The 22,949-nt window shown below is 66.3% G+C and carries 22 protein-coding genes; 4 read left to right on the top strand and 18 right to left on the bottom strand.

The window, feature by feature from the left end:
- Nucleotides 1–10: 10 nt before the first annotated feature.
- From ACQR1X_RS10830 to ACQR1X_RS10845, 4 genes are all read right to left on the bottom strand, one after another.
- Nucleotides 11–2,326: an ATP-binding protein gene (locus ACQR1X_RS10830; RefSeq protein ID WP_434898782.1), complete on the bottom strand. Its 2,316-nt coding sequence runs from the start codon at nt 2,324–2,326 to the stop codon at nt 11–13.
- 779 nt (nt 2,327–3,105) lie between these two features.
- The gene (locus ACQR1X_RS10835) at nt 3,106–3,846 is read right to left on the bottom strand and encodes a metallophosphoesterase family protein (RefSeq protein WP_434889398.1); all 741 of its coding nucleotides are present in this window, start codon (nt 3,844–3,846) and stop codon (nt 3,106–3,108) included.
- Between the two features lie 200 nt (nt 3,847–4,046).
- Nucleotides 4,047–4,706, bottom strand: coding sequence for a hypothetical protein (locus ACQR1X_RS10840; RefSeq protein ID WP_434898783.1), 660 nt, complete (start codon nt 4,704–4,706; stop codon nt 4,047–4,049).
- Nucleotides 4,707–5,094: 388 nt separating this feature from the next.
- Nucleotides 5,095–6,012: a LysR family transcriptional regulator gene (locus ACQR1X_RS10845; RefSeq protein WP_434898784.1), complete on the bottom strand. Its 918-nt coding sequence runs from the start codon at nt 6,010–6,012 to the stop codon at nt 5,095–5,097.
- A 99-nt stretch (nt 6,013–6,111) separates the two neighbouring features.
- Here ACQR1X_RS10845 and styA point away from each other — a divergent pair, with 99 nt between their 5' ends.
- Nucleotides 6,112–7,359 (top strand): styrene monooxygenase subunit StyA, encoded by a 1,248-nt coding sequence (styA, locus tag ACQR1X_RS10850; protein ID WP_434839834.1) that lies wholly within the window; start codon nt 6,112–6,114, stop codon nt 7,357–7,359.
- Nucleotides 7,360–7,375: 16 nt separating this feature from the next.
- Nucleotides 7,376–7,903, top strand: coding sequence for a flavin reductase family protein (locus ACQR1X_RS10855; protein ID WP_434898785.1), 528 nt, complete (start codon nt 7,376–7,378; stop codon nt 7,901–7,903).
- Nucleotides 7,904–8,378: 475 nt separating this feature from the next.
- On the opposite strand, the gene ACQR1X_RS10860 is transcribed toward ACQR1X_RS10855, so the two are convergent.
- The gene (locus ACQR1X_RS10860) at nt 8,379–9,401 is read right to left on the bottom strand and encodes an aldo/keto reductase (protein WP_434898786.1); all 1,023 of its coding nucleotides are present in this window, start codon (nt 9,399–9,401) and stop codon (nt 8,379–8,381) included.
- A gap of 176 nt (nt 9,402–9,577) precedes the next feature.
- On the opposite strand from ACQR1X_RS10860, the gene xth reads away from it, so the two are divergent.
- The gene (xth, locus tag ACQR1X_RS10865) at nt 9,578–10,387 is read left to right on the top strand and encodes an exodeoxyribonuclease III (RefSeq protein ID WP_434898787.1); all 810 of its coding nucleotides are present in this window, start codon (nt 9,578–9,580) and stop codon (nt 10,385–10,387) included.
- Nucleotides 10,384–11,253, top strand: coding sequence for a class A beta-lactamase (bla, locus tag ACQR1X_RS10870; protein WP_315799803.1), 870 nt, complete (start codon nt 10,384–10,386; stop codon nt 11,251–11,253). Before xth ends, bla begins: the two co-directional genes overlap by 4 nt.
- Here bla and ACQR1X_RS10875 read toward each other — a convergent pair.
- The 13 genes from ACQR1X_RS10875 to ACQR1X_RS10935 form a co-directional block, all read right to left on the bottom strand.
- Nucleotides 11,208–12,053: an urease accessory protein UreD gene (locus ACQR1X_RS10875; protein ID WP_315799802.1), complete on the bottom strand. Its 846-nt coding sequence runs from the start codon at nt 12,051–12,053 to the stop codon at nt 11,208–11,210. The two genes, bla and ACQR1X_RS10875, sit on opposite strands and share 46 nt — an antisense overlap.
- Nucleotides 12,050–12,694 (bottom strand): urease accessory protein UreG, encoded by a 645-nt coding sequence (gene ureG, locus ACQR1X_RS10880; protein ID WP_434898788.1) that lies wholly within the window; start codon nt 12,692–12,694, stop codon nt 12,050–12,052. The genes ACQR1X_RS10875 and ureG overlap by 4 nt, the downstream gene beginning before the upstream one ends.
- Nucleotides 12,691–14,397, bottom strand: a complete 1,707-nt coding sequence (ureC, locus tag ACQR1X_RS10885) for an urease subunit alpha (protein WP_434898789.1) — start codon at nt 14,395–14,397, stop codon at nt 12,691–12,693. Before ureC ends, ureG begins: the two co-directional genes overlap by 4 nt.
- Nucleotides 14,398–14,401: 4 nt before the next feature.
- A complete protein-coding gene (gene ureB, locus ACQR1X_RS10890) occupies nt 14,402–15,100 on the bottom strand; it encodes an urease subunit beta (protein WP_434898790.1) in 699 nt (232 codons plus the stop codon).
- A gap of 11 nt (nt 15,101–15,111) precedes the next feature.
- Nucleotides 15,112–15,789 carry an urease accessory protein UreF gene (locus ACQR1X_RS10895; RefSeq protein WP_434898791.1) on the bottom strand — a complete coding sequence of 226 codons (678 nt, stop codon included), beginning with the start codon at nt 15,787–15,789 and terminating at the stop codon, nt 15,112–15,114.
- A complete protein-coding gene (ureE, locus tag ACQR1X_RS10900) occupies nt 15,782–16,231 on the bottom strand; it encodes an urease accessory protein UreE (protein ID WP_434898792.1) in 450 nt (149 codons plus the stop codon). Before ureE ends, ACQR1X_RS10895 begins: the two co-directional genes overlap by 8 nt.
- A gap of 158 nt (nt 16,232–16,389) precedes the next feature.
- Nucleotides 16,390–16,692 (bottom strand): putative quinol monooxygenase, encoded by a 303-nt coding sequence (locus ACQR1X_RS10905; protein WP_257164995.1) that lies wholly within the window; start codon nt 16,690–16,692, stop codon nt 16,390–16,392.
- Entirely contained in the window at nt 16,692–18,206 is a 1,515-nt protein-coding gene (locus ACQR1X_RS10910; protein ID WP_434898793.1) for an amidase, read from the bottom strand. The genes ACQR1X_RS10905 and ACQR1X_RS10910 overlap by 1 nt, the downstream gene beginning before the upstream one ends.
- Nucleotides 18,207–18,291: 85 nt before the next feature.
- On the bottom strand, nt 18,292–18,993 hold the full coding sequence (locus ACQR1X_RS10915; RefSeq protein WP_316178519.1) for an ABC transporter ATP-binding protein: 702 nt from the start codon (nt 18,991–18,993) through the stop codon (nt 18,292–18,294).
- Nucleotides 18,990–19,718 carry an ATP-binding cassette domain-containing protein gene (locus tag ACQR1X_RS10920; protein ID WP_315711676.1) on the bottom strand — a complete coding sequence of 243 codons (729 nt, stop codon included), beginning with the start codon at nt 19,716–19,718 and terminating at the stop codon, nt 18,990–18,992. Before ACQR1X_RS10920 ends, ACQR1X_RS10915 begins: the two co-directional genes overlap by 4 nt.
- 1 nt (nt 19,719) lies before the next feature.
- Complete coding sequence (locus ACQR1X_RS10925; protein WP_315799793.1) at nt 19,720–20,775, bottom strand: branched-chain amino acid ABC transporter permease; 1,056 nt, start codon at nt 20,773–20,775, stop codon at nt 19,720–19,722.
- The gene (locus ACQR1X_RS10930) at nt 20,775–21,641 is read right to left on the bottom strand and encodes a branched-chain amino acid ABC transporter permease (RefSeq protein WP_315711674.1); all 867 of its coding nucleotides are present in this window, start codon (nt 21,639–21,641) and stop codon (nt 20,775–20,777) included. Before ACQR1X_RS10930 ends, ACQR1X_RS10925 begins: the two co-directional genes overlap by 1 nt.
- 65 nt (nt 21,642–21,706) lie before the next feature.
- Complete coding sequence (locus ACQR1X_RS10935; protein WP_316236396.1) at nt 21,707–22,945, bottom strand: urea ABC transporter substrate-binding protein; 1,239 nt, start codon at nt 22,943–22,945, stop codon at nt 21,707–21,709.
- Nucleotides 22,946–22,949: the final 4 nt, after the last annotated feature.

Genomic DNA, 22,949 nt, shown 5'->3' on the forward strand with positions numbered 1-22,949 from the left:
CGTTATCGGCTCAGGCCTCCGCCGTCGCAGCCGGGACATCAGACGGCGCCAGTGCCGGCGCCTCGACGCTGGGCGCGGGCGTGCCGATTGCCTTCAGCATCGCCGCCACCATCGCCGGCTTGCGCAACGGCTTGGCCAGAAAGTCGGTCATGCCGGCCTCGCGGCACTGCTTGATATCGTCGGGGAAGGCATTCGCGGTCAGCGCGATGATCGGCAGCCCGGCCAGCCGTCCACCCTTGGCCCGAATGGCCCGGGTCGCGGTGATGCCGTCCATCTCCGGCATGCGAACGTCCATCAGCACCAGGTCGAACGCCTGTTCGTCGGCCGCCTTCACCGCCTGCAAGCCATCCGGAACGATGCATTTGTCGACCGGGAACTCCTGCAGCATCTTCGACACCACCATGCGGTTGGTGGCGTCGTCCTCGGCGATCAGCACGCGCAAGGGACGGCCGAGCGCCTCGATCCGCGCCTTGAGGTCGCCGGCACCGACCCGGTCGGCGCGCTGATCGGACACCTGCTTGTCACTCCACGGCAAGGTCAGGCTGAAGCGGAAGGTCGAGCCTTCGCCCTGCACCGACGACACCGCGATGACCCCGCCCATCTGCTCGATGATCCGCCGGGAGATCGCAAGCCCGAGCCCGGTGCCGCCGAAGCGGCGGTTGATCGAGGCATCGGCCTGGGCGAAATCGGTGAACAGCTTGCCGACCCGGTCGGCGGGAATGCCGATGCCGGTGTCGGAGACGCGCCACTCGATGGTCGCCTTGTGGTCGTCGCGCTTGCGGCAGGCCACGGCGATGGTGATGCCTCCCTGCTCGGTAAACTTCACCGCATTGGAGGCGAGATTGATCAGCACCTGACGAATGCGCGCCACGTCGCCCTTGAGCGCCGGCGGCAGCTTCGGATCGATATCCGCGTTGACCAGCAGGCTCTTCGATTTCGCGTTGACGCCCATGATGGCAGTAACCGCCTCGACCAGCGCCGCCGGCGAAAACTCCACCGTCTCGAATTCGAGCTTGCCGGCGTTGAGCTTGGACAGATCGAGGATGTCGTTGAGGATGCGCTGCAGGTTGTCGCCGGACTCGCGGATCGTCATGACCGCATGACGCTGCTCGTCGTCGAGCTTGGTCTCCAGCAAGGTCGAAGCGAGCCCGAGCACGCCGTTCATCGGCGTGCGGATCTCGTGGCTCATCATCGCCAGGAAGTCGGACTTGGCGCGGCTTTCAGCTTCCGCCTGCTCGGCGCGCCAGCGCTCGGTGACGTCGCGGCCGAAGCCGCGATAGCCTGCGAACTTGCCCTCGTGATCCCGCGCCGGCCGCGCCGTCAGCGCCCAACGGCGGCGCTCGCCGCCGGCGACCACGACGTGGATCAGGATCTCCGGGATCGACAGCCGCTGCGCCATCCGATCGGCGAACGTCTTGAGCGTCGCCGTATCCGTCGGGCAGAGATATTTCAGCGTATCGATCAGCCGCTCGCCCTTGAGCTGATCGAGCGGAAGCTGGGCCACGTCGGCGAAGCGCTGCGGCGCGTCGATCAGACGGCCCTCGGCATCGGTCTGCCACAGCCAGCTCGCGGCGTTCTCCTGGAATTCCTTCAGAAGCAGCGAGATCGTCTCGTTCTGGCGCTCGTGCCGGATCTGCGCCTTCAGGTTTTCCAGGAACACGTTGCCGTGCGACACCAGGTGCCGCACCATGAACGAGGTATAGAGCAGCAGGAACACGACGAGCACGAGATAGGTCGCGCCGCCGCAAAGAAAAAGCGAGCCGACCGAGGCGAGCATCAGGGTCCAGGTGTAGGCGAGACCAGCCCGCGGCACGCTCGACATCGCGAACGCGCCACCGGAGATCATCCCGGTCATCAGCGAGCCCACGATGATCTGCAGATGCGGATCGACCTGCGGCATCACGATCAGCGGCAGCGATCCCCAGATGGTCGCCAAGAAAAACGCCTGCAGCGTCATCCGGGAGGTGGCGCGTTCGGACGCCTCCTGCGGCCGCGACTTGCGCGCGCGCCACCAGCCGCGCAGCGCCATGCCGCCGGCCACGCCGATCGCAGTGCCCCACGCGATCAGGAAGAGATTGGAGACCGTGTTCCAGAACACGCCGAGAATGATGGCCGCGTTCGCGAAATTGATGCCGATGGTCACGGGGACAAGGCGCGCGACGGCATCGACCTGCCGTGCCCGGATACGCCGGCGATCGCGCTCGGTCAGCGCTTCGTCGTCGAGGCCTTCGATGGCGTTGAAACCGCTGATCCAAAGGAAGAAGGCGCCCAGCAGACTGCCGCCCACGGTACGCTTCGCGATCGAGGAGTCCCCAGGCCAATTCATGTGGGCGCAGAACCTTCCTTGTGATCCCTTGCCATGCCTGATCGGCTGCTTCAGCCGCGTTAATTGTTCCGCCCGTAGAATTACGGAACCTCCGAATGCGCGCGCTGACAGGGCTGGATGCAACTCGTCGTTCCCGCGGCACGATGTGCCCGAGTCATGATCGTCCATGTCCCCCTCGTTCAGGTCGAGGGCGCAGGGAATGCCGGGTGCTGGCCGCAACCCATGGCCCGCCTGCAGAAAGAAAGCAGGCGGCAGTCACCACAGGTCCAGCCGGTCAACCGGCATTCCCTGCACGACGGCTCTACGCCTTATACGCACTCTCCCCGGGGACCGGCTGTCTTGCCCCCGTCGCCGGCGGATCATCGTCCCCACCGGCTTGGCCTCAGCATCGGGAGGCCAGGACCATGCGATTTCGGCGTGCGCCAGGGCTGTTCGTCCGCACGGCATCAGCCATGCTGCAGCCCCAAGCGCCCATCGCATCCCACCCCGCGTGTCATGACGATCGCGATACGCCCCTCGTGCCGGGGCGGGACGGGCCCATCGAAGCATGAATTCCGGAAAAACGAAACAGCGATATTTTTCGCAGCAGGACTGGACAGGGCAAATCAGCTTGAAGGCGTTGGAGAAATGAATTTCTGCGCGCAGGCAGATTTAAAGCCGGTGCCGCCCGTTGCATCGCGCACAACAGCGATGAAGCGGCCTTGATTTGCCCGACGGGCATGGCCGATCGCATAGCGCCTCGCCAAGTACCTCGCCAAGCACCGCGTCGTCGTACCCTGTCAGATCACCGCGCCCGAGGCGTAGGCGCCGGCCCAATGCGGAAAGCCGTTTTCGGCGGCGCGCGCCGCCGCGCGATCCCAGTCATAGGTCAGCGCCAGCAGCTCGGCCTGCCAATGTCCGCGGCGCTCCGTCAGCACGGCGTAGCGGGCGTGCGGCGAGCGATATTCGAGCTGTGCCGCAATAGGAATGTCGCCGAACACGGGACAGCCGACGCTGCCGGGATTGACCACCAGGGGTCCGCGCGGCACCTGCACCATCGCCTGCCGATGACTGTGGCCGCACAGCACGAGCGTGGCACCGCCGAGATTGACGAGGCGCGAGGCCAGCACGTCGCGTCGCGCCGGGACGTAGCGGCCGTCATCGAGCATCTCCTCGAGCAGAAGGGCGCAGTCGTCGTCGGGCGTGCCATGGACGGCGAGGATGCCCTGCTCCAGGGCGAGCCGTGGCGGAAGCGCATGCAACACCCGGCGCTGCTCGGCGGTCAGCGCCGCGCGAGCGAAGCGACCGGCGGGAGAGAGCCTCTCTTCCGGAAACTCCTCGATCCAGCGGTCATGATTGCCACGCACGGTCGGCAACTGCAGCGACTCCAGCAGGTCGAATGTCTCGCGCGGCCACAACGGGCTGGTCACGCAGTCGCCGAGATTGACAGTGGCATCGACCCCGCGTGTCTCGATGTCCGCGAGCACCGCCTCCAGCGCCGGCAGATTGCCATGCACATCGGAAATCACTGCCAGCCGCATCGTCATCTCCTTCGTCACGCGGTTCGATCGGTCCGTTCAAGGCAAAGCCTTAGCATCTTCGCCATTGCGAGCGAAGCGAAGCAATCCAGGCCGCGCGTGGGACTCTGGATTGCTTCGCTCGCAATGACGGCGGAGAGGCCGGTGTCCGAAGCGACGCCAGCGGGCGGCGCGTGCCGACGACCCTCAAAGAGACGCGCGGATCACAACCTTGCGGGAACAACCGTCAACACCGGCGCGCGGCCTGCATAGCGCAGCAACAGTCGGTGGGTCGGATAGAAGATCACGAGCGGCAGGCCGATCAGCAGCATCGCGAACCATGCCGGAGCCGGCATGAAGCTCTGCGCCAGGGCATCGCTGAGGCCGAACACGTAGTTGATGTTGACCGGCAGGTCGCTGGTCGCGGGTGGCGGCGGCATCAGGAAGTAGCACACCGACAACAGCGCCCAGGCGGCGACGGTCCAGACCGCGAAGGCGCGGCGGTCGTAGCCGAGCCGCCATACCAGCCAGGCCAGCACGAAGGGCAGCCAGAAATGGAAGAACGACAGGCTGCGGGTGAACAGCGGCAGCTTGGCGTCGAACATGTAGGCCGTCATGCCCGTCAACGGCACGCCTGCAGCGGTGCCGAGGAAGTCGACGACCCACAACGCCTGCGGCAGGAGGATGCCGACCGCCGGCGCCGAGGCGAGCAGCGGGCTCTCCAGCCAGACCGCGGCCAGCGTCGTCAACAGCGCGACGTCGCAGAAATACAGGAAGTTGGTCGGGCCGTAGGCCATCAGATAGGTCGGCACCAGCACCGCGCAGAACGCGCTATAGGCAAGCTTGAACCACAGCGGAATGCCTGGCTTCGCGGCCTCGTTCATCGATCCCCTGCCCCTGCAATATGACTGCTTGCGAAATCGCGCGGAGATTGCGGGCAGATGAGACGGCGCGTCAATCAGAGCGCCGGTGATGTTCATCCTCAGCGTTAACAAGCGTTTGCGCTGACCGGATCTGCAGAGGAAATCGATGGCGCAGCAGCGTGCGCTGCCTGACACAGCGCCCTCTCCCCTTGCGGGAGAGGGCTGCACCGGCTTCTCGACGCACTCATTCGGGTGAGGGGTATCTCTCCGCGATCGCGGCTTGTGGAGACATCCCCTCACCCAACCGAGCTTGCCGCGCTGTCCTACAAGCCCTCTCCCGCAAGGGGAGAGGGCGCATTCACGGGCACCGCGCTCATTCTGACCTCACCTACAATGAGTTCTAACATCGCTATACTCTTGTGGCCATTGCCGCACCAATCGCGAACACGTCCGCGCGCTCGATGATCAGGTCGCGGAACAGGCGGGCGCGGTGCGACATCCATTGCGGGTCGGGATAGACAACGTGGAGCGGCAGCGACGGCACATCGTAGTCCGGCAGCAGGTGGACGAGCTTGCCGGAGGCGATGTGGCACACCGCGCACCAGTCCGGCAGGACGGCGGCGCCGAGGCCTTCCAGCGCCGCCAGCGCCATGATGTCGGCGTCGTCGCAGGTGAGCGAGGGCGCGATGCCGACGACGTGGCGGCCGGTCTCGGATTCGAAGCTCCACTCGTTCTTCGGCGACAGCCGCGAATAGGTCACACAAGGAAGCTGGCGCAGATCGTTGGGCAGGCGCGGCGGGCGGTGTCTCGCGAGCAGCGATGGCGCCGCGACCAGCAGCCGCTTGACCGTGCCGACGCGTCGCGCGACCAGCGAGCTCGATGAGAGCAAGCCGATGCGGATGGCGAGCTCGGTGCCGGTCTCGACGAGGTCGACGAACTGCTCGGTGAAGCGGATGTCGAGCCGCACCTCGGGATAGCGGCGGCCATACTCCGCAAAGATGTCGGCGAAGAAGAAGCGGCCGAACGAGGTCGGCACCGTCATCCGCAAGGTGCCCGAGGGCGCGCCGACGCGCTTCGGCGACGGCATGCCCGCGCTCTCGAACAAGGTGACGATGTCCTTGGCGAGCTTGAGCACGCGGTCGGCCTCGGCGGTCGGCCGCAGCTTGCGCGTGGTGCGTACGAATAGCCGACAGCCGAACTGTTCCTCCAAGAGCGCGATGCGCTTGGTGATCGCCGGCTGTCCCAGGCCGAGATCAGCCGCAGCCTGGGTGAAGCTGCCGGCCTCCATGACCCGGATGAAGGTCTGCAGCGCGTCGATCCGGTCCATCCATTCCTCCCCGGAATGAGTTTTATTCTGGCTATTCCGTATACGTCAGGAGGCGGCCTAGTCTAGCCTCTCAAAAAAGATCACAGGGAGGGGAGACCCATGGAGAAGTCGATTGGCATCGTCGGCGCCGGCATCGGCGGGCTGCATCTGGCGCTCTATCTGCAGCAGCACGGGATCCAGGCGACCGTCCTGACGGATCGCGCGCCCGAGCAGTATGCTGCAACGCGGCTGATGAACACGGTGGCGCATCACGGCATCACGGTGGCGCGCGAGAACGAGCTCGGCGTGAACCACTGGGACGATCCCGATGTCGTCTATCACCACCATGATCACTTCTTCAATTTTCCGGGCAGCCCCCTGCTCTTCCGCGGCGCCTTCAAGCAGCCGAGCCGCGCGGTCGACTACCGGATCTATTTGCCGGCGCTGATGAAGGATTTCGAAGATCGCGGCGGCACGATCGAATACGCCAGCATCCAGGACGACGACATTCCGGCGCTGGTGGCGCGCTTCGACCTGCTGGTGGTGTCGACCGGCAAGGGCGCGCTCGGGCGGATGTTCAGCCATCGGCCGGAGCTGTCGCCCTACAACCAGCCGCAGCGCCTGCTCTGCGTCGGCCTCTATGACGGCGTCGATCACGGCAGCCCCGAGGGTGACGATCCGCGCGGCGTCACGCTGTCGGTGTCGCCGGGCCATGGCGAGATGATCGTGATCCCGACGCTGACCTTCGGCGGCATGAAGACGGCGCTGCTGATGGAGAACATTCCCGGCGGCGACATGGCCGAGCTGGTGTCGCTCAACTACGACGCCGATCCCTCGGCCTTTCGGCAGACGCTGCTCGACAAGCTCGAAAAGCACCATCCGCACACCTACAACCGGATCGACACGCACCGCTTCGATCTGCAGCCGCTGGACCTCTTGCAGGGCGCCGTGGTGCCGACCGTACGGCGCTCCTCGGTGAGCTTCGACGACGGCAAGATCGCGATCGCGCTCGGCGACGTGCACTCCGTGGTCGATCCGATGATGGGCCAGGGCGCCAACATGGCTTCCTACGCCGCGTTCGAACTCGGCAAGGCGATCACCGAGGCCGTGGCGTTCGACGACCGCTTCGTCGAGACGGTCGATCGCGCGCGCGAGAACCGCGTGCTCGCCGCGGCGCGCTGGACCAATCTGATGCTGCAGCCGCCGTCGGAGGCGATGGGCCGGCTGATCTTCACCATGGCGCAGGATCGCGCGCTCTGTGACGAGTTCACCGACAATTTCAACTATCCGGAGCGGCAGTGGGACCGGTTGGCGAGCGACCGGCGTATTCATGCCTGGATCGATGACCGGGCAAGGCTCGCAGCGTGATGGCGGAGAGAAGCCGATGAGCCATCATCCGGACCCGGCCAGCTTTCGCGCTGCCGCCTCGCGGTTCTCGACAGGCGTGACCGTCGTGACGAGCCGCGATGCCCAGGGCGCACCGGTCGGGATGACCGCGAACAGCTTCACCACGGTCTCGATGCAGCCGCCCACGGTGCTGGTCTCGCTGAAGCGCGGCCGCACCTGGCAGGCGGTGAGTACCTCCGGCCGCTATGCGGTCAACGTGCTCGCGGCGGATGACGTCGCGATCGGCCGGCATTTCGCCGGCGCACCGCTGCCGCAGGGCGCACCAAGCTTCGACGAACGCGATGGATTCTTCCTGCTGCCGCAGGCGATCGCGCAGTTCGGCTGCGAGGTCGTCAACGCGATCGAGATCGCCGACCATACGCTGTTCATCGGCGAGGTCCGCTGGTGCCGCCACCAGGAGGGCCTGCCGCTGGCGTTCTATGCCAGCCGATTTTGCAACGGGCTGGGCGCTGAGATCAAGCCGGCGGAGGCGCTGGCGTATCCGGCAGAGGGATGGAGCATTTGATCGCACAGCCGGCGAGCCGAATACGCCACCCTCGTTCGCCGTAAGCAGCTTCGCATGATCAAGGTGCAGCGCCGCTCTCGGAGCGGCCCTCAAGGTGAGGAGGCGCGGAGCGCCGTCTCGAACCATGAGGCCACAGTGTGGGCCTCGCCCTTCGAGACGCCCGCCTGCGGCGGGCTCCTCAGGGTGAGGAGCAAGAGTTTCGCTCTTCAACACAAATCGGATGCGGTTCGCCGGGACGACTTAGTGAGCCAAACATCGTCACATTGAAGACTGCGGGTCCGGCACAGTCGTGAGGCTCAACCGCCGATCGGTCCGGGGTCGATGCCCCCCGTTGTGGCGGCTCCAGAATGACCGGAGCGCGGCCACGTGACGATCGAAGCGTGATTTTAGTGCCGGCCGGGGGACGTCGTCAAATGCATCGGCGCCGCAGGCACGAGGCCTGCGGTCGATGGTCCACAGCAGTTTCGCTCGTCGGCTAGCGCCGCTCGTTCAGCATCGGGAAGCCGCGCTGATGCCAGACCGGATAGGCCGCGGGAATGTCGCTGGCGGCATCGAGCGTGGCCACGTGCTCCGCCGCCAGGCTCCAGCCGAGCGCGCCGATGTTCTCCATGAGCTGGCTCTCGTTGCGGGCGCCGACGATGATGGTCGACACGGTCGGGCGCTGCAGCAGCCAGTTCAGCGCCACCTGCGGAATCGTCTTGCCGGTCTCCTTGGCGACGCCGTCGAGCGCATCGACGACGCGATACAGCCGCTCCTCCTCGTAATGCGGTCCCGTGCCGGCGATGTCGTGGGCGCGGGTGCCGGGCTTGGCCGGCTGTCCGCGGCGGATCTTGCCGGTCAGCTTGCCCCATCCGAGCGGGCTCCAGATCACGGCGCCGACGCCCTGGTCGCGGCCCAGCGGCATCAGCTCCCACTCATAGTCGCGGTTGAGCAGCGAGTAGTAGGCCTGATGCGCGACATAGCGCGGATAGCCGTAGCGGTCGGAGGCGGCCAGCGACTTCATCAGGTGCCAGCCGGAGAAGTTGGAGCAGCCGATGTAGCGGATCTTGCCGGCGCGCACGAGCTGGTCGAGCGTGGACAGCGTCTCCTCCACCGGCGTGTTGTAGTCCTGGCCGTGCAGCTGGAACAGGTCGATGTGGTCGACGCCGAGCCGCGCGAGCGAGCCGTCGATCGCCTCGATCAGATGCTGGCGCGAGGAGCCATAGTCGTTCGGGCCACTGCCTTTCGGGAACGTCGCCTTGGTCGAGATCAGCAGGCGGTTGCGCTTGCCTTTGATGGCCTGGCCGAGAATGCTCTCGGCCAGGCCGTCCGAATAGACGTCGGCGCTGTCGAACATCGAGAGGCCATGATCGAGGCAGACGTCGATCAGCCGGGAGGCGCCGTCAGCGTCGGTCCCGCCCCAGGCCTTGAAGAAGTCGTTGCTGCCGCCAAAGGTCGCGGTGCCGAAGCTGAGCGCGGGCACGCGGAGGCCGGAATGGCCGAGACGTCGATGGTCCATCATGATCTCCCTGGGTGTTGGCCGCATGAATACGCGCAGCGCGCGCCCCCGACCATGCCGCACCGTGCATGGCATTGTTGCGACGCCTGTGATTCCCACGCCATTCGCCTTGACCGGAGTGGTCGCGGCTTGATCTAACCGGGGCCGTTTCTCTTTCCCCCCGGGAACCTCAGGCCATGCGTATCGCCACTTGGAACGTCAATTCGGTCCGGCAGCGGATCGATCACCTTCTGACCTGGCTCAAGGAATGCTCCCCGGACATCGTCTGCCTGCAGGAGATCAAGTGCACGGACGACGCATTCCCGCGGCTGGAGATCGAGGCGCTCGGCTACAACGTCGTGACCCACGGTCAGAAGACCTTCAACGGCGTCGCGCTGTTGTCTAAGCTGCCGTTCGACGAAACGAAGTCCGGGCTCGATGGCGATGCCGAGGACGTGCATGCGCGCTTCCTGGAGGGCGTGGTCAGCCTCAAGAGAGGGGTGGTGCGCATCGCCTGCCTCTATCTGCCCAACGGCAACCCGCCGAACACGGAAAAATATCCCTACAAGCTCAAATGGATGTCGCGGCTTCGTGACTACGCGCGTGAACGGCTGAAGACCGAGGAGCCGCTGATCCTCGCAGGTGACTTCAACGTGATCCCCGCCGCCGCCGACGTCTCCAACCCCGAGGCCTGGGTCGAGGACGCGCTGTTCCGCCCGGAGACGCGCGCGAGCTTCCAGTCGCTGCTCGGCCTCGGGCTCACCGACGCGCTGCGCGCCGTCACCGACGCGCCGGGGCAGTACACGTTCTGGGACTATCAGGCCGGCGCCTGGCAGAAGAACATGGGGATCCGGATCGATCACCTGCTGCTGTCGCCGCAAGCCAGCGACCGGCTGGTCGAGGTCGGCATCGACAGCTATGTCAGGGCCTGGGAGAAGCCGTCGGATCACGTGCCGGTGTGGGCCGATTTCGATCTCGAGACGGCGTCACTCGAGGACGCTCGATGACGATGTACACACGGCGGCAATTGTTTCCGCTCGCACTCGTGCCGCTGCTGGCGGCGAAGCCGGCGCTTGCCGCCGACCTGCAGGCGACGATCGCCGGCATCGAAGCCGACAGCGGCGGTCGGCTCGGCGTGGCCCTGCTGGACACCGCGAGCGGCGCCCTCGGCGGCCATCGGCTCGACGAGCGGTTCCCGATGTGCAGCACCTTCAAGGCGCTGCTGGCGGGCGCGATCCTCACCAAGGTCGATGCCGGCTCCGAGCAGCTGGCGCGCCGCATTCCGATCGCGCAAGGAGACATCCTGTCCTATGCGCCGGTCACCAAGGCCTATGTGGGGACGTCGGGCCTGTCGGTCGGCGAATTGTGCGAGGCGACCGTGACGCTCAGCGACAACACCGCGGCGAATCTGCTGCTGGCGACGCTCGGCGGCCCCGCCGGCTTGACCCGCGCCATCCGCGGCTTCGGCGACGCCATCACCCGGCTCGACCGCATCGAGCCTGCGCTCAATGAAAGCGTGCCCGGCGATCCGAGGGACACCACCACGCCCGCGGCGATGGCCCAGACCTTGGCGAAGCTGACCACCGGCACTGCGCTGTCGGCGGCGTCGCGCGATGTCCTGAATGGCTGGCTGATCGCCTGCAAGACCGGTGGCGCCAAGCTGCGCGCCGGCCTGCCCGGCGAATGGCGCATCGGCGACAAGACCGGCGCGGGCGACAACGGCAGCAGCAACGATGTCGCCGTGATCTGGCCGACAGGGCGCGCGCCGGTCCTCGTGAGCAGCTATCTCACCGAGACCAAGGCCAGCGACGAGAAGCGCAACGCGGTTCACGCAGCGGTCGGCCGCGCCGTCGCCGGCGCGCTCGGGGCCTGAGCCGCCGCCTCGCGATAGATCGCGGCGATCGCGTCGAATCCGGTGCGCAGCTGGCGCATCTCGCGGGCGGCGAGGCGCACGCCGAGACCGGCGCTCTCCGGCAGCAGGCTCGCCGCGGCGTAGAGGCCGTCGATGCAGGACAGCGCATCGGCGAGACGCTGGCGGAGCGCGGCGAGATCGTTCGTCGGCGGCAGCATCAGCACGGCCGAGCCGAACGCGCGATGACCGTTGAAGACGGCGACATCAGGATCGCTCAGATGCATACGGTCGATGAGGAGCGGCTCCTCGCCCGTCCGGCGCACGACGAGCGCGGAGTCGAGCTCGCGGAACAAGCGTCCTTGCCCGTCCGGGTCATGCATCGTGAAGGCGTCGGTGACGAGCGCCGATGCATCGGCGGCGCAGTTCAGGTCGAGCACCTGGCACAGGGCCGCCCCGGGAAAGAGGATGCGCGGCTCCGGCCGATAGTCGAGCCTGGCGCCGGTCGCGACCCGGAGCAGAACCTGCTCCTTGGCACGTGCGCCCGGCTCGGCGCGATGTACTGAGGTGGCGCCCTGCGTGGCCACGCAAACGGCTGTACCCGCAGATAGCGTGAAGCGCTGCGTCAACCGGTCCTCGCCATGCACCGCGCCACTGCCCGTCTGCAAGATCACCCTGAGGCAATCCGGCCGCGCAGCATCGGCGTGGAAGCTGCGCGTCAGCACAAACGGCCAGGCGAACAGGCGCCGGTCGATCACGGTACGTCCGCCCCGGCGGACGAAGGAGAGATCGAGCCGCGGCGGCTCTGGGGCGGAAGCGCTCACGAGCGGAACAAAACCTCGCGCTCCAACAGATCGACGATTGCGTTCACGCCTTCGCCGCGCCGGCAGTTGGTCAGGAGCACCGGCCGGCCGCCGCGCACGTCCGTCGCCTCGCGCTGCATGCGCGCGAGATCGACGCCGACATGAGGGGCGAGATCGACCTTGTTGATCACCAGGAGATCGGCGCGGATGACGCCGGGGCCGCGCTTGCGCGGGATGTCGTCGCCGCCGGCGACGTCGATCACGAACATCCAGAAATCGGTGAGGTCGCGCGAGAAGGTCGAGGCGAGATTGTCGCCGCCGCTCTCCAGCAGGATCAGCTCGACGCCGGGAAAGCGCCGCTCCAGTTCGTCGGCGGCCTCGATGTTGAGCGTCGGGTCCTCGCGGATCACGGTGTGCGGACAGGCGCCGGCCTCGACCGCCGAGACCCGCTCGGGGTCGATCAGGCCGGAGCGCCGCACGCGCTCGGCATCTTCGGCGGTGACGAGATCGTTGGTGATGACGGCGATGTCGATGCCGCGCGCCTGCAGCGCCGGGATCAGCCGCTCGACCAACGCGGTCTTGCCGGAGCCGACGGGGCCGCCGATGCCGACGCGCGCGGCGGTCATCGGCGCATCGGTGCGGGTGAGAGCGAGACGGCTCATCGCAGCATGAACCTCCTGGCAAGCGGCACGGTGGTGGCTGGCGGACACATCAACAGCTTGCCGTCGGCGCGCACCTCAAAAGTTTGCGGATCGACCTCGACATGCGGCATCGCGGCGTTGCGGACCATGTCGGTCTTGCGCAGGCGGCGCACGTTCTTGATCTGCACCGTCTCGCGGCCGAGCCCGAGCCTGCCGCGGATGCCGGCGTCGACCGCGAGCTTCGACATGAAGTTGACGCCGAGCCGCTGTGGCGCCGCGCCGAGCGCGCCCCACATCCGCTTCTGGATCATCGGCTCCGACAGGCCGAGGCTGCCGTTGCCGTCGCCCATCGCGGCCCAGACTGGGAAGCCGTTCTTGATCACCATGTACGGCTTGAGCCCGAACGAGGCGCGCGGCCACAGCACGAGATCGGCCATCTTGCCGACCTCGATGGAGCCGACGACATGATCGATGCCGACGGCAATAGCCGGATTGATCGTGAGCTTGGCGACGTAGCGCTTGATGCGCTCATTGTCGGCCCGAACAGTTGTCTCCTCCGGCAGCCGGCCGATGCGGTCCTTCATCACGCTCGCAAGCTGCCAGCACTTGGCGACGTTCTCGGCGAGCCGGCCCATGCCCTGCGTATCCGTGCCGAAGATCGAGATCGCGCCCATGTCGTGCAGGAAATCCTCCGCCGCCATCGACTGCGCCCGCACCCGCGCCTCGCCGAACATGACATCCTCCGGCGCATTGTAGTTGAGCTGATGACAGATCATCGTCATCGGCACGCCCTCCTCCATCCCATAGGAGGTATAGGGATTGGTCGGGTTGGTCGAGGACGGGATGACGTTGGGCCAGGACACCACCTTGAGCAGGTCGGGCGCATGGCCGCCGCCGGCACCCTCGACGTGATACATGTGGATGGTGCGGCCATCGACCGCGGCCATCGTATCCTCGCAGAAGCCGTATTCGTTGATCGAGTCGGTGTGCAGATGCACCGCGAAGTCGTGACGATCCGCCGCGATCAGGGTCTTGTCGATGACATCGGGCGACGCGCCAAAGTCCTCGTGGATCTTGACCGACATGCCGCCGGCCGCGACCGCCTCCTCGACCGCTGCGGGATCGGAGCCGCCGCGGCCGAACAGCGCGTAGTTCAGCGGCGAGAACTCGATCGACTTGAGGAAATGGCCGAAGTTCGGGCCCGAGCCTGAGCCGACGTCGAACACCGGCCCCGAGCCGTTGCCGACCATCGTGGTGGTGCCGCCGGCCAGCGCGTGATCCGACTGCTCCGGCGAGATCAGATGCGCGTGGCTCTCGATCGCGCCCGCGGTGACGATGAACGGGCCGCCGGCGATCGGCGCGGTGGTGTGACCGACCACCATGTCCGGATGCACGTCCGGCATGATGTCGGGATTGCCGGCCTTGCCGATGCCGACGATGCGGCCGTCGCGGATGCCGATGTCGGCCTTCACGATGCCGATCACGGCGTCGACGATGGTCGCGTTCTTGACGACGACGTCGAGGATCTTGTGGGACGAGGTGCGGTGGCCGGCGATGGCCTCGCCGTCGCGCAGGTTCTTGCCGGCGCCGACCAAGAGCTCGTGGCCGTAGGTCGTGTAGTCGTGCTCGATCTCGGCGAGCAGGCTGGTGTCGGCGAGACGGACAAGATCGCCTTTGGTGGGGCCGTACAGCTCGGCATAGGCGCGGCGGGTCAGCGTGGCCACGAGTTCAAGCTCCCAGATAACCGCGCGACTGCGCGAGTTTCAGCGCGGCATCGCGCGCGCCGGGCGCGTCAAGCGGACCGTTGACCAGCCCGGCCTGGCCGCGCACGATCCGGTCGCCCGTGATCGGCACCAGCCGCACCGATTTGAAGATCCCCGGCTCGAAGCGCATTCCGAGTCCTGCCGGGCGATCGATCTTCATGCCCCAGGCCGCGGCGCGGTCGAAGCGCAGCGCACGGTTGACCTCGAAGAAATGGGTATGGCTGCGCACCTGGATATCGCGATCCCCGGTGTTGACGACGTCGATGGTGACCGCCGGCACTTCGCTGAACATCGCGATGTCGTCGCCGCCGGCGATGATCTCGCCGGGCACGATGGTCTCGGCGGCCGCGCCTTCGGCCGGCTGGATCGGCTCGAACAGCGCCATCACCTTGGTGCCCTCGGCGAACATCAGCTCGACATAGAGCATCGGAATCATCTGGGCGACGCCGGGCTCGACATCGTCTGATGTGAGCAGCCGTCCGGCCATGTCGCGGATCTCGGCATAGGGCAGATTACGGCGCGCCGCGGTCATCACCTCATCGGTGATGTAGGCGACCGCTTCGGGATGGCTCAGCTTGATGCCCAGCGAACGGTTGCGCCGCGCCATCTGCGCAGCACTGAAGATCACGAGACGATCGAGCTCCGTCGGAGACAGATTCATCATGGCGCAGCACCTCAGGTCGTGAACATGCGCACGCGCCGCAGCGGCCCGCGCGAGATGGCGATATCGATGAAGGGCGTGAAGCTCGACGGCATCGCGTCGTCGTCGGGTGTGTTGGCAAGCAGCTCGGCGAGACGCGCGCGGGCGCGTGCTAGACTCTGCTGCGAGTCGATGTGGCCGATCAGGCCGAGCCGCACGGCGGCGCTGACGAGGCCGGTGACGAGGGTCCAGCCGGAGACCAGTTCGGCCGCGTCGAGACCAAGGCCGGCATCGCGGCCTGTGATGGCCTGGACTACGGGCAGATGGCCAAGCCGCGCGTCGGAAGAAACGCGGGCACGGTACGCTTGAGATAAAGGACCGACGAGCTTGACCCAGACGCCGAGCAGCGCCCTGCCCGCGCGCCGCGAGCCCTCGCGCATCTCGGCCGACGGCGTTGTCGCCTCGGCGAGGCGATCGACGGCGGCGATCGCGGCAATGTCGTTCGCGTGCCAGGCGCGCCGCAGCAGGATGCGATCCATCGTGGCCCAGCGCTGCGCAAGGTGATCGGCAACGACGCCGTCGAGATCGCTACGGTCGGACAGCAGGCCATCGGCCGCGAGGCCCTCGATGCCCCAAGAGAAGGCAAAGCCGCCGGCGGGAAAGGCGCTGTCGCCGAGCTGCAGCATCGCGAGCGCCTCGCCGCGGTCAAACATGCACGCGCTCCACGACTTCGCCGACGTCGAGCAGCGGCTTGATCCGCGCGCGATAGGTCTCGATCGGGGCGTCGAGCAGCACGACGAGACTGTCGCCCTCGAAGCGGACGCGCCAGTGCAGATTGCCGGCATGCCAGCCGAGCTTGAGCGCGCTGGCCTCGTCACGCGCCTTGAGGCGCAGGACCTGCTGCTCGCCGAAGCGGGCGATGATCGCGCGCTCCGTATCGAGATGCAGCAGCGCGCCGTCGATCAACTCCTCATCGCGGTCGAGGCTGACGGCGCAATCGGTGCCGCGGTCGGTGGTCAGGCGGAAGCGCTTGCGGCCGGCATCGGCCGGCGGCACGAACAGCAGCTCGATGCCGCCGCGATGCTCCAGCGCGTGGATGCGGCCGGCATAGGCCTTGTCGCTGGCGCGTCCCAGGATGCCGTGCAGACGGAGCATCGGCGGGGTTCCTCTTGTTGATATAGTCTTCGTCATTCCGGGGCAGCCTGTCAGGGCTGAACCCGGAATCTAGAGATTCTCAGGTGCGCAATTGCGCACCATAGTTCGATGCTGTCGCATCGCCCCGGAATGACTGTGGAGACGGTTGGCGCCTGCCCCTACCGCAGCGTCGCCGACACCTCCTGCGAGGTCACCAGGATGACCTCGCCATCGAGGATCGGCTTGGCGATGCCGAAGAAGGTCGCCACCGCGGCGGAGCCGTTGTGGCGGTCCATCGCGGCCTTGTCGGCGAAGCGCTCATAGGTGGTGAACAGACCGGGCTCGGTCTCGCTCTGCGAGATGAAGAACCCGATCGTCTCCGGCTCGTTGGCCGCGACATGGGCCGCGACGGCGACGAGAGCGTCGCGCATCGTGGCCTCATGTCCCGCCTTGGCCCTGATGACCGCGGTGATGGTGATCATCAGAAGGTCTTCCAGTCGCCGTCGGCCTCGAACGCCGCCGCCGCCTGGTAGATTGTGGATTCGGCGTAGTCCTTGCCGATCAGCATCAGGCCGACCGGCAGGCCGTCCGAGAGGCCGCATGGCAGGGTCATTGCCGGATGGCCTGTGACGTCGAACGGGCTGGTCGTCGCGGTCATCTCGAAGGCGCGCTGCACCACCTCGGCGAGCGGCGCGTCCTTGGCCGGGATCGGCGTGGCGACGCACGGCAGGGTCGGCATCAGCAAGAGGTCGTAGGAGCCGAACATCGCGTCATAGGCCGCCTTCGCCTGGATCGCGATGTTGCGCGACTTGGCGTAGTAGCGGCCGCGGTAGTGCTCGAGGCCCCACTGCCCGACCAGCATGGTCAGCTTCAACGTCACCGACAAATCGTCGGCGCGCGTGCGCCAGCCGGAATGCGCGTCGAGCAGGCCGACGTCGTAGAGGCCCTTCCAGTTGAAGCCCATGCCATTGCCGAGCATCATCTGCACCAGGAAGCCTTCGAGCGTGATCGGATTCCACGCCGCCAGCGCATGCATGTGCTCGGGGATCGAAACCTCCGACACGGACGCGCCCATCTTGGCGAAGCGCTCCGCGCCGGCCTTGACCTTGCTGACCACGCCCTCTTCCATGTTCGGCGCGCTGAAGCCTTCCTTGAGCACGCCGATCTTGAGGCCCTTGACGCCCTTGCCGAGCGCCTCGGTGTAGGCCGAGACCTTCGGCGCATATTGCCGCGGGTCGAGGCCGTCGGCGCCGGCCAGCACTTCGAGCAGCAGCGCGTTGTCGGCGACCGACTTGGTCATCGGCCCGGTGTGGTCGATCGTCGACTCGATCGGCATGACGCCGGTGTAGGGAACGAGACCGTGCGTCGCCTTCATGCCGTAGATGCCGCAATAGGACGAGGGAATGCGGATCGAGCCGCCCTGGTCGCCGCCGATCGACATGTCGACCTCGCCGGCCGCCACCAGCGCAGCGCTGCCCGAGGACGAGCCGCCGGCCGAATAGCCCATCTTCCAGGGATTATGCACCGGCGCGGGATTGGAGGTATGGCTGCCGCCGGACAGGCAGAAGTGCTCGCAGACGGCCTTGCCGACGATGGTGCCGCCGGCATCGAGAATACGCGACACGATGGTGGCGTCGGCGGCGGGAATGAAGCCTTCGAGCGTGGTCGAGCCGTTCATCATGGGAACGCCCGCGAGCGCGACGTTGTCCTTCAGCACCACCGTGCGGCCGGCGAGCTTGCCGGACGACGCACCCTTCACCTCGGTCTTGATCGCCCAGGCGTTGTACTTGTTCTCCTTAGGCATCGGCTTGGCGCCGGGCGTGCGCGGATATTTCACAGGCGGCAGCGGGTTCGGCAGCTCATCGATGATGTCGTACTGGTCGAACATGCCGCCCATCAGCGACAGATATTCGGCGGCCTCCTCGACCGTCATGTTCATGTGCAGACTGGCGGCGAGATCGGCGACTTCCTCGGCATTCGGGCGTTTGATAGACATGAGTCATCCTTTCTTGTGAGGACAAGCTGGCAGAGACAGCAAATTATCAGTTCAATGGGCCGGCGCTCGCGCGCCGGTACGGGCTCTAGCTCGGGATCATCTGACCTTCCCGGGCCAGGAGAGTCTCACGGTCGAGTTCCTCGGTGATACGCCCCTTCTGGATGTGCAGGATGCGATCCGATAACGACGTGATGAATTCGAGGTTCTGCTCGACCACGATCAAAGACATCTTCCAGCGCGACTTCAACGCCAGCAGCGTCTCGATGATCTCCTCGATGATCGACGGCTGGATGCCTTCGGTCGGCTCATCCAGCAGGATCAGCTTGGGCTTTGTGCACAGGCAGCGCGCCAGTGCCAGCAATTGCTGCTCGCCGCCCGACAGCGCGCCGCCGCGGCGGTCGAGCAGCCGCACCAGGCGCGGAAAATCCTGCAGCACGGCATCGATGACACTGCGGTCCTCCTTCGGCGCCGCAGCGAGCCCCATGCGCAGATTTTCCATGACCGACAGGTCCGGAAAGATCTCGCGGCCCTGCGGCACCAGGCCGATGCCGAGCCGAGAGCGCTCGTGCGGCTTCAGATGCGTGATGGCTCGGCCTGCGAACACCACCGAGCCGTCGGTGGTCGGCAGATGCCCCATCAAGGTGCGCAGCGCCGTGGTCTTGCCCATGCCGTTATGGCCGAGGATGCCGAGATATTCGCCGTCGGCCACCGTCAGGTCGACGCCGAACAGGATCGGAATCCGGCCATAGCCGGACTTGAGCCCCTTGACCTCGAGAAGCGCGCTCATGCCGCCACCTTCTTGCCGAGATAGACGTCGCGCACGCGCTGGTCGGCGAGCACCTTGTCGACGGTGTCCTCGACCAGCACGCGCCCCTGGTGGAATACGGTCACGCGCTTGGCAATCTGCTTGATGAACTCCATGTCGTGCTCGACGACGACGATGGCCCGGGTCTGGTTGATCTCGCGGATGATCGCGGCGGTGTGGAAGGTCTCCTCGTCGGTCATGCCGGCGGCGGGCTCGTCGAGCAGGATCAGCTCCGGCTCGGCGGCGAGCACCATGCCGATCTCGACCCATTGGCGCTGGCCGTGCGACAAGGTCGCGACGATACTGTCGGCGTAGTCGGTCAGCCGGATCATCTCCAGCACGGCATTGACCGCCGGCCCCTGCTGCCGCGGCGTTGCCTTGCGCCGTACCGCCATCCAGATGTTCTCACGCACCGAGAGGCCGTTGAACACGTTCGGGACCTGGGTCTTGATGCCGATGCCCATGCGCGCGATCTCGTGCGACAGCTTTCCCGCGATCGGCATGCCGCGGAACGCGATGCTGCCCGACGTCGGCACCAGTTGTCCGGTCAGCGTCTTGAAGAACGTGCTCTTGCCGGCGCCGTTCGGGCCGATCAGGCAGCGCAGCTCCATCTCCTGCAGGGTGAACGTGATGTCGTCATTGGCGACCACGCCGCCGAAGCGCATCGTCAGGTGCTCGGCCTTGAGCAGAGGAACGAGGTCGGCCATGTCACTCGGCTCCTGCAGGATGCGGCGCCGCCGCTGACGGGACCGGCGGACCATTGGTCTTCGGCTTCTTGTCCGGGATCAGCCGCATCACCAGATCACGCGCGGTCGGGAAGATGCCCTTCGGCAGGAGCAGCACGAACACCACGAGTACGCCGCCGAGAACGAGGTTGGAGTTCAGGAGCTGCTGCGAGCCGATATAGGCGACGATGTACTCGATCACGACGCAGCCGATGATCGGCCCGAGCAAGGTGCCGAGCCCGCCGACCGTGATCCAGATGATGATCTCGGCGGACAGCGACAGGCTGAAGATGGTCGGGCTGACGAAGGCGCCCCAGTTGACGTAGAGCGCGCCGGCAAGACCGGCGATGGCGCCGCCGAGGATGAAGGTCAGGCACTTCACCAGCCGCGGATCGTAGCCGAGCAGCGACGCCCGCACCTCGTTCTCGCGCACCGCGACGATGATGCGCCCGGCCGGCAGCGCCAGCAGCAGCCGCAGCAGCAGGAACACGCCGAGCAGCACGTAGGCGGTGGTCCACCACGACTGCTCGGGCGACAGCACGGTCGACGGATCGAACGGCATGTTGAAGGTCGGCACCGCCGGCATGCCGTTGAAGCCGCCGAGCAGCGCCTTGCCGATCTTGTAGGCGTCGCCCGAGGTCGAATTGACCGAGTTGAACAGGATCAAGGTGACGGTGAGCGTGATGACGCCGAGATAGACGTCCGAGATGCGGCCGAAGAAGATGAAGTAGCCGAGGATCGCCGCGAACAGCGCAGGCACGGCGATCGCCAGCAGGATCGCCGGCGTCGAGTCCTGGAAGTTGACGGCAGCGATCGCGTAGGCATAGCCGCCGAGGCCGAAGAAGGCGGTTTGGCCGAACGACAGGATGCCGCCATAGCCCCAGATGAAGGCGAGGCTCAGCGCCAGAACCGACATCGCGGCGAACAACGTCAGTTGCATCAGGCCGAACAACTCGATCACGCTCGGCATGATCGCGATCACGCCAATGGCGACGACGGTCCCCGCGGCCTGGAGAGCGAGGCGAAGGCGCTTGTCCATCACAGGTTCCCCTTGAAGAAGCGCCCGGAGATGCCCTGCGGCAGCAGACGGATGAGCACGATCGCGGTGGTGAAGACGATCACCTCGCCATAGACGGGCGTGGTGAAATAGGCGCCGATCTGGTTGACCGAGCCGAACAGGCTCGCCGCCGAGAGCGTGCCCGACAGGATCGCCGCGCCGCCGCCAACCACCGTCATGAAGGCCTTGGCGACATAGGCGCCGCCCATCACCGGCGTGATGCCGGACACCGGCGCCAGCAGGCCGCCGGCGAGACCCGTCACGGCGGCCCCGAGCGCGAACGTGCTCATGTAGACGCGGGCCGGGTTGACGCCGAGCGTGGCCGCCATCGCCGGGTTCTGCATCGTGGCGCGGGCGACCAGGCCGAACCGGGTGTAGCGCATCACGCCGTAGATGATGGCCATCATGACGGCCGCCATCAGTGCAAGGAACAGCGTGTAGTAGCTCGACTGGTACGAGCCGATCGAGAAGCCGCCGAGCGGCGTCGGCACGCCCTGCTGGGTGTTGCCGTAGATCGTGGTGATGATGCCGATGATCAGGAGGCTGAGGCCCCAGGTCGCGAGCATGGAATCGACCAGGCGGCCGTAGAGAAACCGGATCAGGCAGCGCTCGATCACGAGGCCGACGATGCCGACGAACAGGGGCGCGATGATCAGCATCGCGATCCAGATGTTCACCCCGGCATTGGCCGAGATCACGGTGGCGTAGGCGCCGAGCATGATGAACTCGCCATGGGCGAGATTGATGATCTTCATCATGCCGAAGATGATCGCCAGTCCCAGGCAGAGCAGGAACAGCGATGAGATTCCGTTGAGGACATCCAGCGCGAGGATGACGTAGATCGCCATGCGTCAGGTCTTTCAGGGCAGTCCAATGAAACCGGGTCCCGCCGAATGGCGGGACCCGGCACGCGTCAGAGATTGATGATGTACTGCTTGACGTCGTTCGGGTTCTTGACGAGGTCACAGACGCTCGCGGTGTCCGCGGGCTTGGCGTCGGTGTAGGTCTCGAGCACCGACCATTTGCGGTCCTTCACCTCGGCCAGGAACGCGTTGCGGACGGTGTGATGGGTCTGCTTGTCCAGCGAGACCTTGCCGCTCGGGCCGTCGAAAACGAGGCCGCTTTCGAGCGCCTCGATCACCTTCATGCGGTCGATGCTGCCGGCCTTCTTGACGCCTTCAGCCCAGAGCATGACGCCCTCATAGGTGCACGAGGCGAGCTCGCTGATGTAAGGCGAATCCGGATGCGCCTTCTTGATCTTCTCGACGAAGCTCTTGGAGGCCGGCGTGGTCAGCTCCTCGAAATAGCCGTAGGCCCCGATGACCCCATCGCTCTCCGCCGCATCCAATGTCGAGGGCTCGTTGACGAGACCAAAGGTGGTCGAGGCGATCGGGATCTTCCCCTTCATGCCGGCCGCGGTCCACTGCCGGTAGAACGCGGTGTGGTTGCCGCCGACCAGCGCCGACAGGATGAGGTCGGGCTTGGCCGCCTGGATCTTCGAGATGGTCGAGCCGAAATTGGTGACGTCGAGCGGGAAGAAGTCGGTCGCCAGGATCTCGCCGCCATTGTCCTTGCAGTATTTGGTCATCCACTTCGCGGTGATCTGACCGTAATTGTAGTCGGCCGCGATGATGTAGGCCTTCTTGCCGGACTTCTTCATCGCGCTCGGCACAAGCTTCTCCACCGTCTGCGCCGGCGTCGTGCCGGTGCAGAAGGTGTTGCGGTCGCAGACGCCGCCTTCATACAGCGTGTTGTAGAAGTACAGCACCTTGAAGCGGTCGAAGGTCGGACGGATCGCCTCGCGCGAGGCCGAGGTGATTCCGCCGTGAACGACGTCGACCTTGTCCTTGACCGCCAGCTGCTGGGCGTATTGCGAATACATCTGGATGTTGGACTGAGTGTCGTAGTGGATCACCTTCAAGGGACGCCCGAGCAGGCCGCCCGCGGCGTTGATCTCCTCAACGGCAAGCTGCAGCGCGTAGACCATCGGCGTGCCGGAGGTGCCGATGGGACCGGACTGGTCGTGCAGGCTGCCGACCGTGATCGGGTTCTCGGCCGCGAGCGCACCCGAGCGCAGCACGGCGGGTGCCGCGATCAATGTCGAGGTCGCGATGGCCGAGCGTTGCAGGAAACGACGTCGGGAGAGAGTCATAAAG

The organism is Bradyrhizobium sp. HKCCYLRH3073 (genome assembly GCF_051167995.1).
Taxonomy (GTDB): domain Bacteria; phylum Pseudomonadota; class Alphaproteobacteria; order Rhizobiales; family Xanthobacteraceae; genus Bradyrhizobium.

Excerpts from the sequence above, each read along its gene's own strand:
- ACQR1X_RS10835 (WP_434889398.1), bottom strand. The coding sequence starts at position 3,846 with ATGCGGCTGGCAGTGATTTCCGATGTGCATGGCAATCTGCCGGCGCTG.
- ACQR1X_RS10935 (WP_316236396.1), bottom strand. The coding sequence starts at position 22,945 with ATGACTCTCTCCCGACGTCGTTTCCTGCAACGCTCGGCCATCGCGACC.
- ACQR1X_RS10845 (WP_434898784.1), bottom strand. The coding sequence starts at position 6,012 with ATGGACCGGATCGACGCGCTGCAGACCTTCATCCGGGTCATGGAGGCC.
- ACQR1X_RS10910 (WP_434898793.1), bottom strand. The coding sequence starts at position 18,206 with ATGTCTATCAAACGCCCGAATGCCGAGGAAGTCGCCGATCTCGCCGCC.
- ureB (WP_434898790.1), bottom strand. The coding sequence starts at position 15,100 with ATGATGAATCTGTCTCCGACGGAGCTCGATCGTCTCGTGATCTTCAGT.
- ACQR1X_RS10905 (WP_257164995.1), bottom strand. The coding sequence starts at position 16,692 with ATGATCACCATCACCGCGGTCATCAGGGCCAAGGCGGGACATGAGGCC.
- ACQR1X_RS10920 (WP_315711676.1), bottom strand. The coding sequence starts at position 19,718 with ATGGCCGACCTCGTTCCTCTGCTCAAGGCCGAGCACCTGACGATGCGC.
- ureE (WP_434898792.1), bottom strand. The coding sequence starts at position 16,231 with ATGCTCCGTCTGCACGGCATCCTGGGACGCGCCAGCGACAAGGCCTAT.
- ACQR1X_RS10830 (WP_434898782.1), bottom strand. The coding sequence starts at position 2,326 with ATGAATTGGCCTGGGGACTCCTCGATCGCGAAGCGTACCGTGGGCGGC.
- ACQR1X_RS10915 (WP_316178519.1), bottom strand. The coding sequence starts at position 18,993 with ATGAGCGCGCTTCTCGAGGTCAAGGGGCTCAAGTCCGGCTATGGCCGG.
- ACQR1X_RS10895 (WP_434898791.1), bottom strand. The coding sequence starts at position 15,789 with ATGTTTGACCGCGGCGAGGCGCTCGCGATGCTGCAGCTCGGCGACAGC.
- ACQR1X_RS10925 (WP_315799793.1), bottom strand. The coding sequence starts at position 20,775 with ATGGACAAGCGCCTTCGCCTCGCTCTCCAGGCCGCGGGGACCGTCGTC.
- styA (WP_434839834.1), top strand. The coding sequence starts at position 6,112 with ATGGAGAAGTCGATTGGCATCGTCGGCGCCGGCATCGGCGGGCTGCAT.
- ACQR1X_RS10840 (WP_434898783.1), bottom strand. The coding sequence starts at position 4,706 with ATGAACGAGGCCGCGAAGCCAGGCATTCCGCTGTGGTTCAAGCTTGCC.
- bla (WP_315799803.1), top strand. The coding sequence starts at position 10,384 with ATGACGATGTACACACGGCGGCAATTGTTTCCGCTCGCACTCGTGCCG.
- xth (WP_434898787.1), top strand. The coding sequence starts at position 9,578 with ATGCGTATCGCCACTTGGAACGTCAATTCGGTCCGGCAGCGGATCGAT.
- ACQR1X_RS10860 (WP_434898786.1), bottom strand. The coding sequence starts at position 9,401 with ATGGACCATCGACGTCTCGGCCATTCCGGCCTCCGCGTGCCCGCGCTC.
- ACQR1X_RS10930 (WP_315711674.1), bottom strand. The coding sequence starts at position 21,641 with ATGGCGATCTACGTCATCCTCGCGCTGGATGTCCTCAACGGAATCTCA.
- ACQR1X_RS10855 (WP_434898785.1), top strand. The coding sequence starts at position 7,376 with ATGAGCCATCATCCGGACCCGGCCAGCTTTCGCGCTGCCGCCTCGCGG.
- ureG (WP_434898788.1), bottom strand. The coding sequence starts at position 12,694 with ATGAGCCGTCTCGCTCTCACCCGCACCGATGCGCCGATGACCGCCGCG.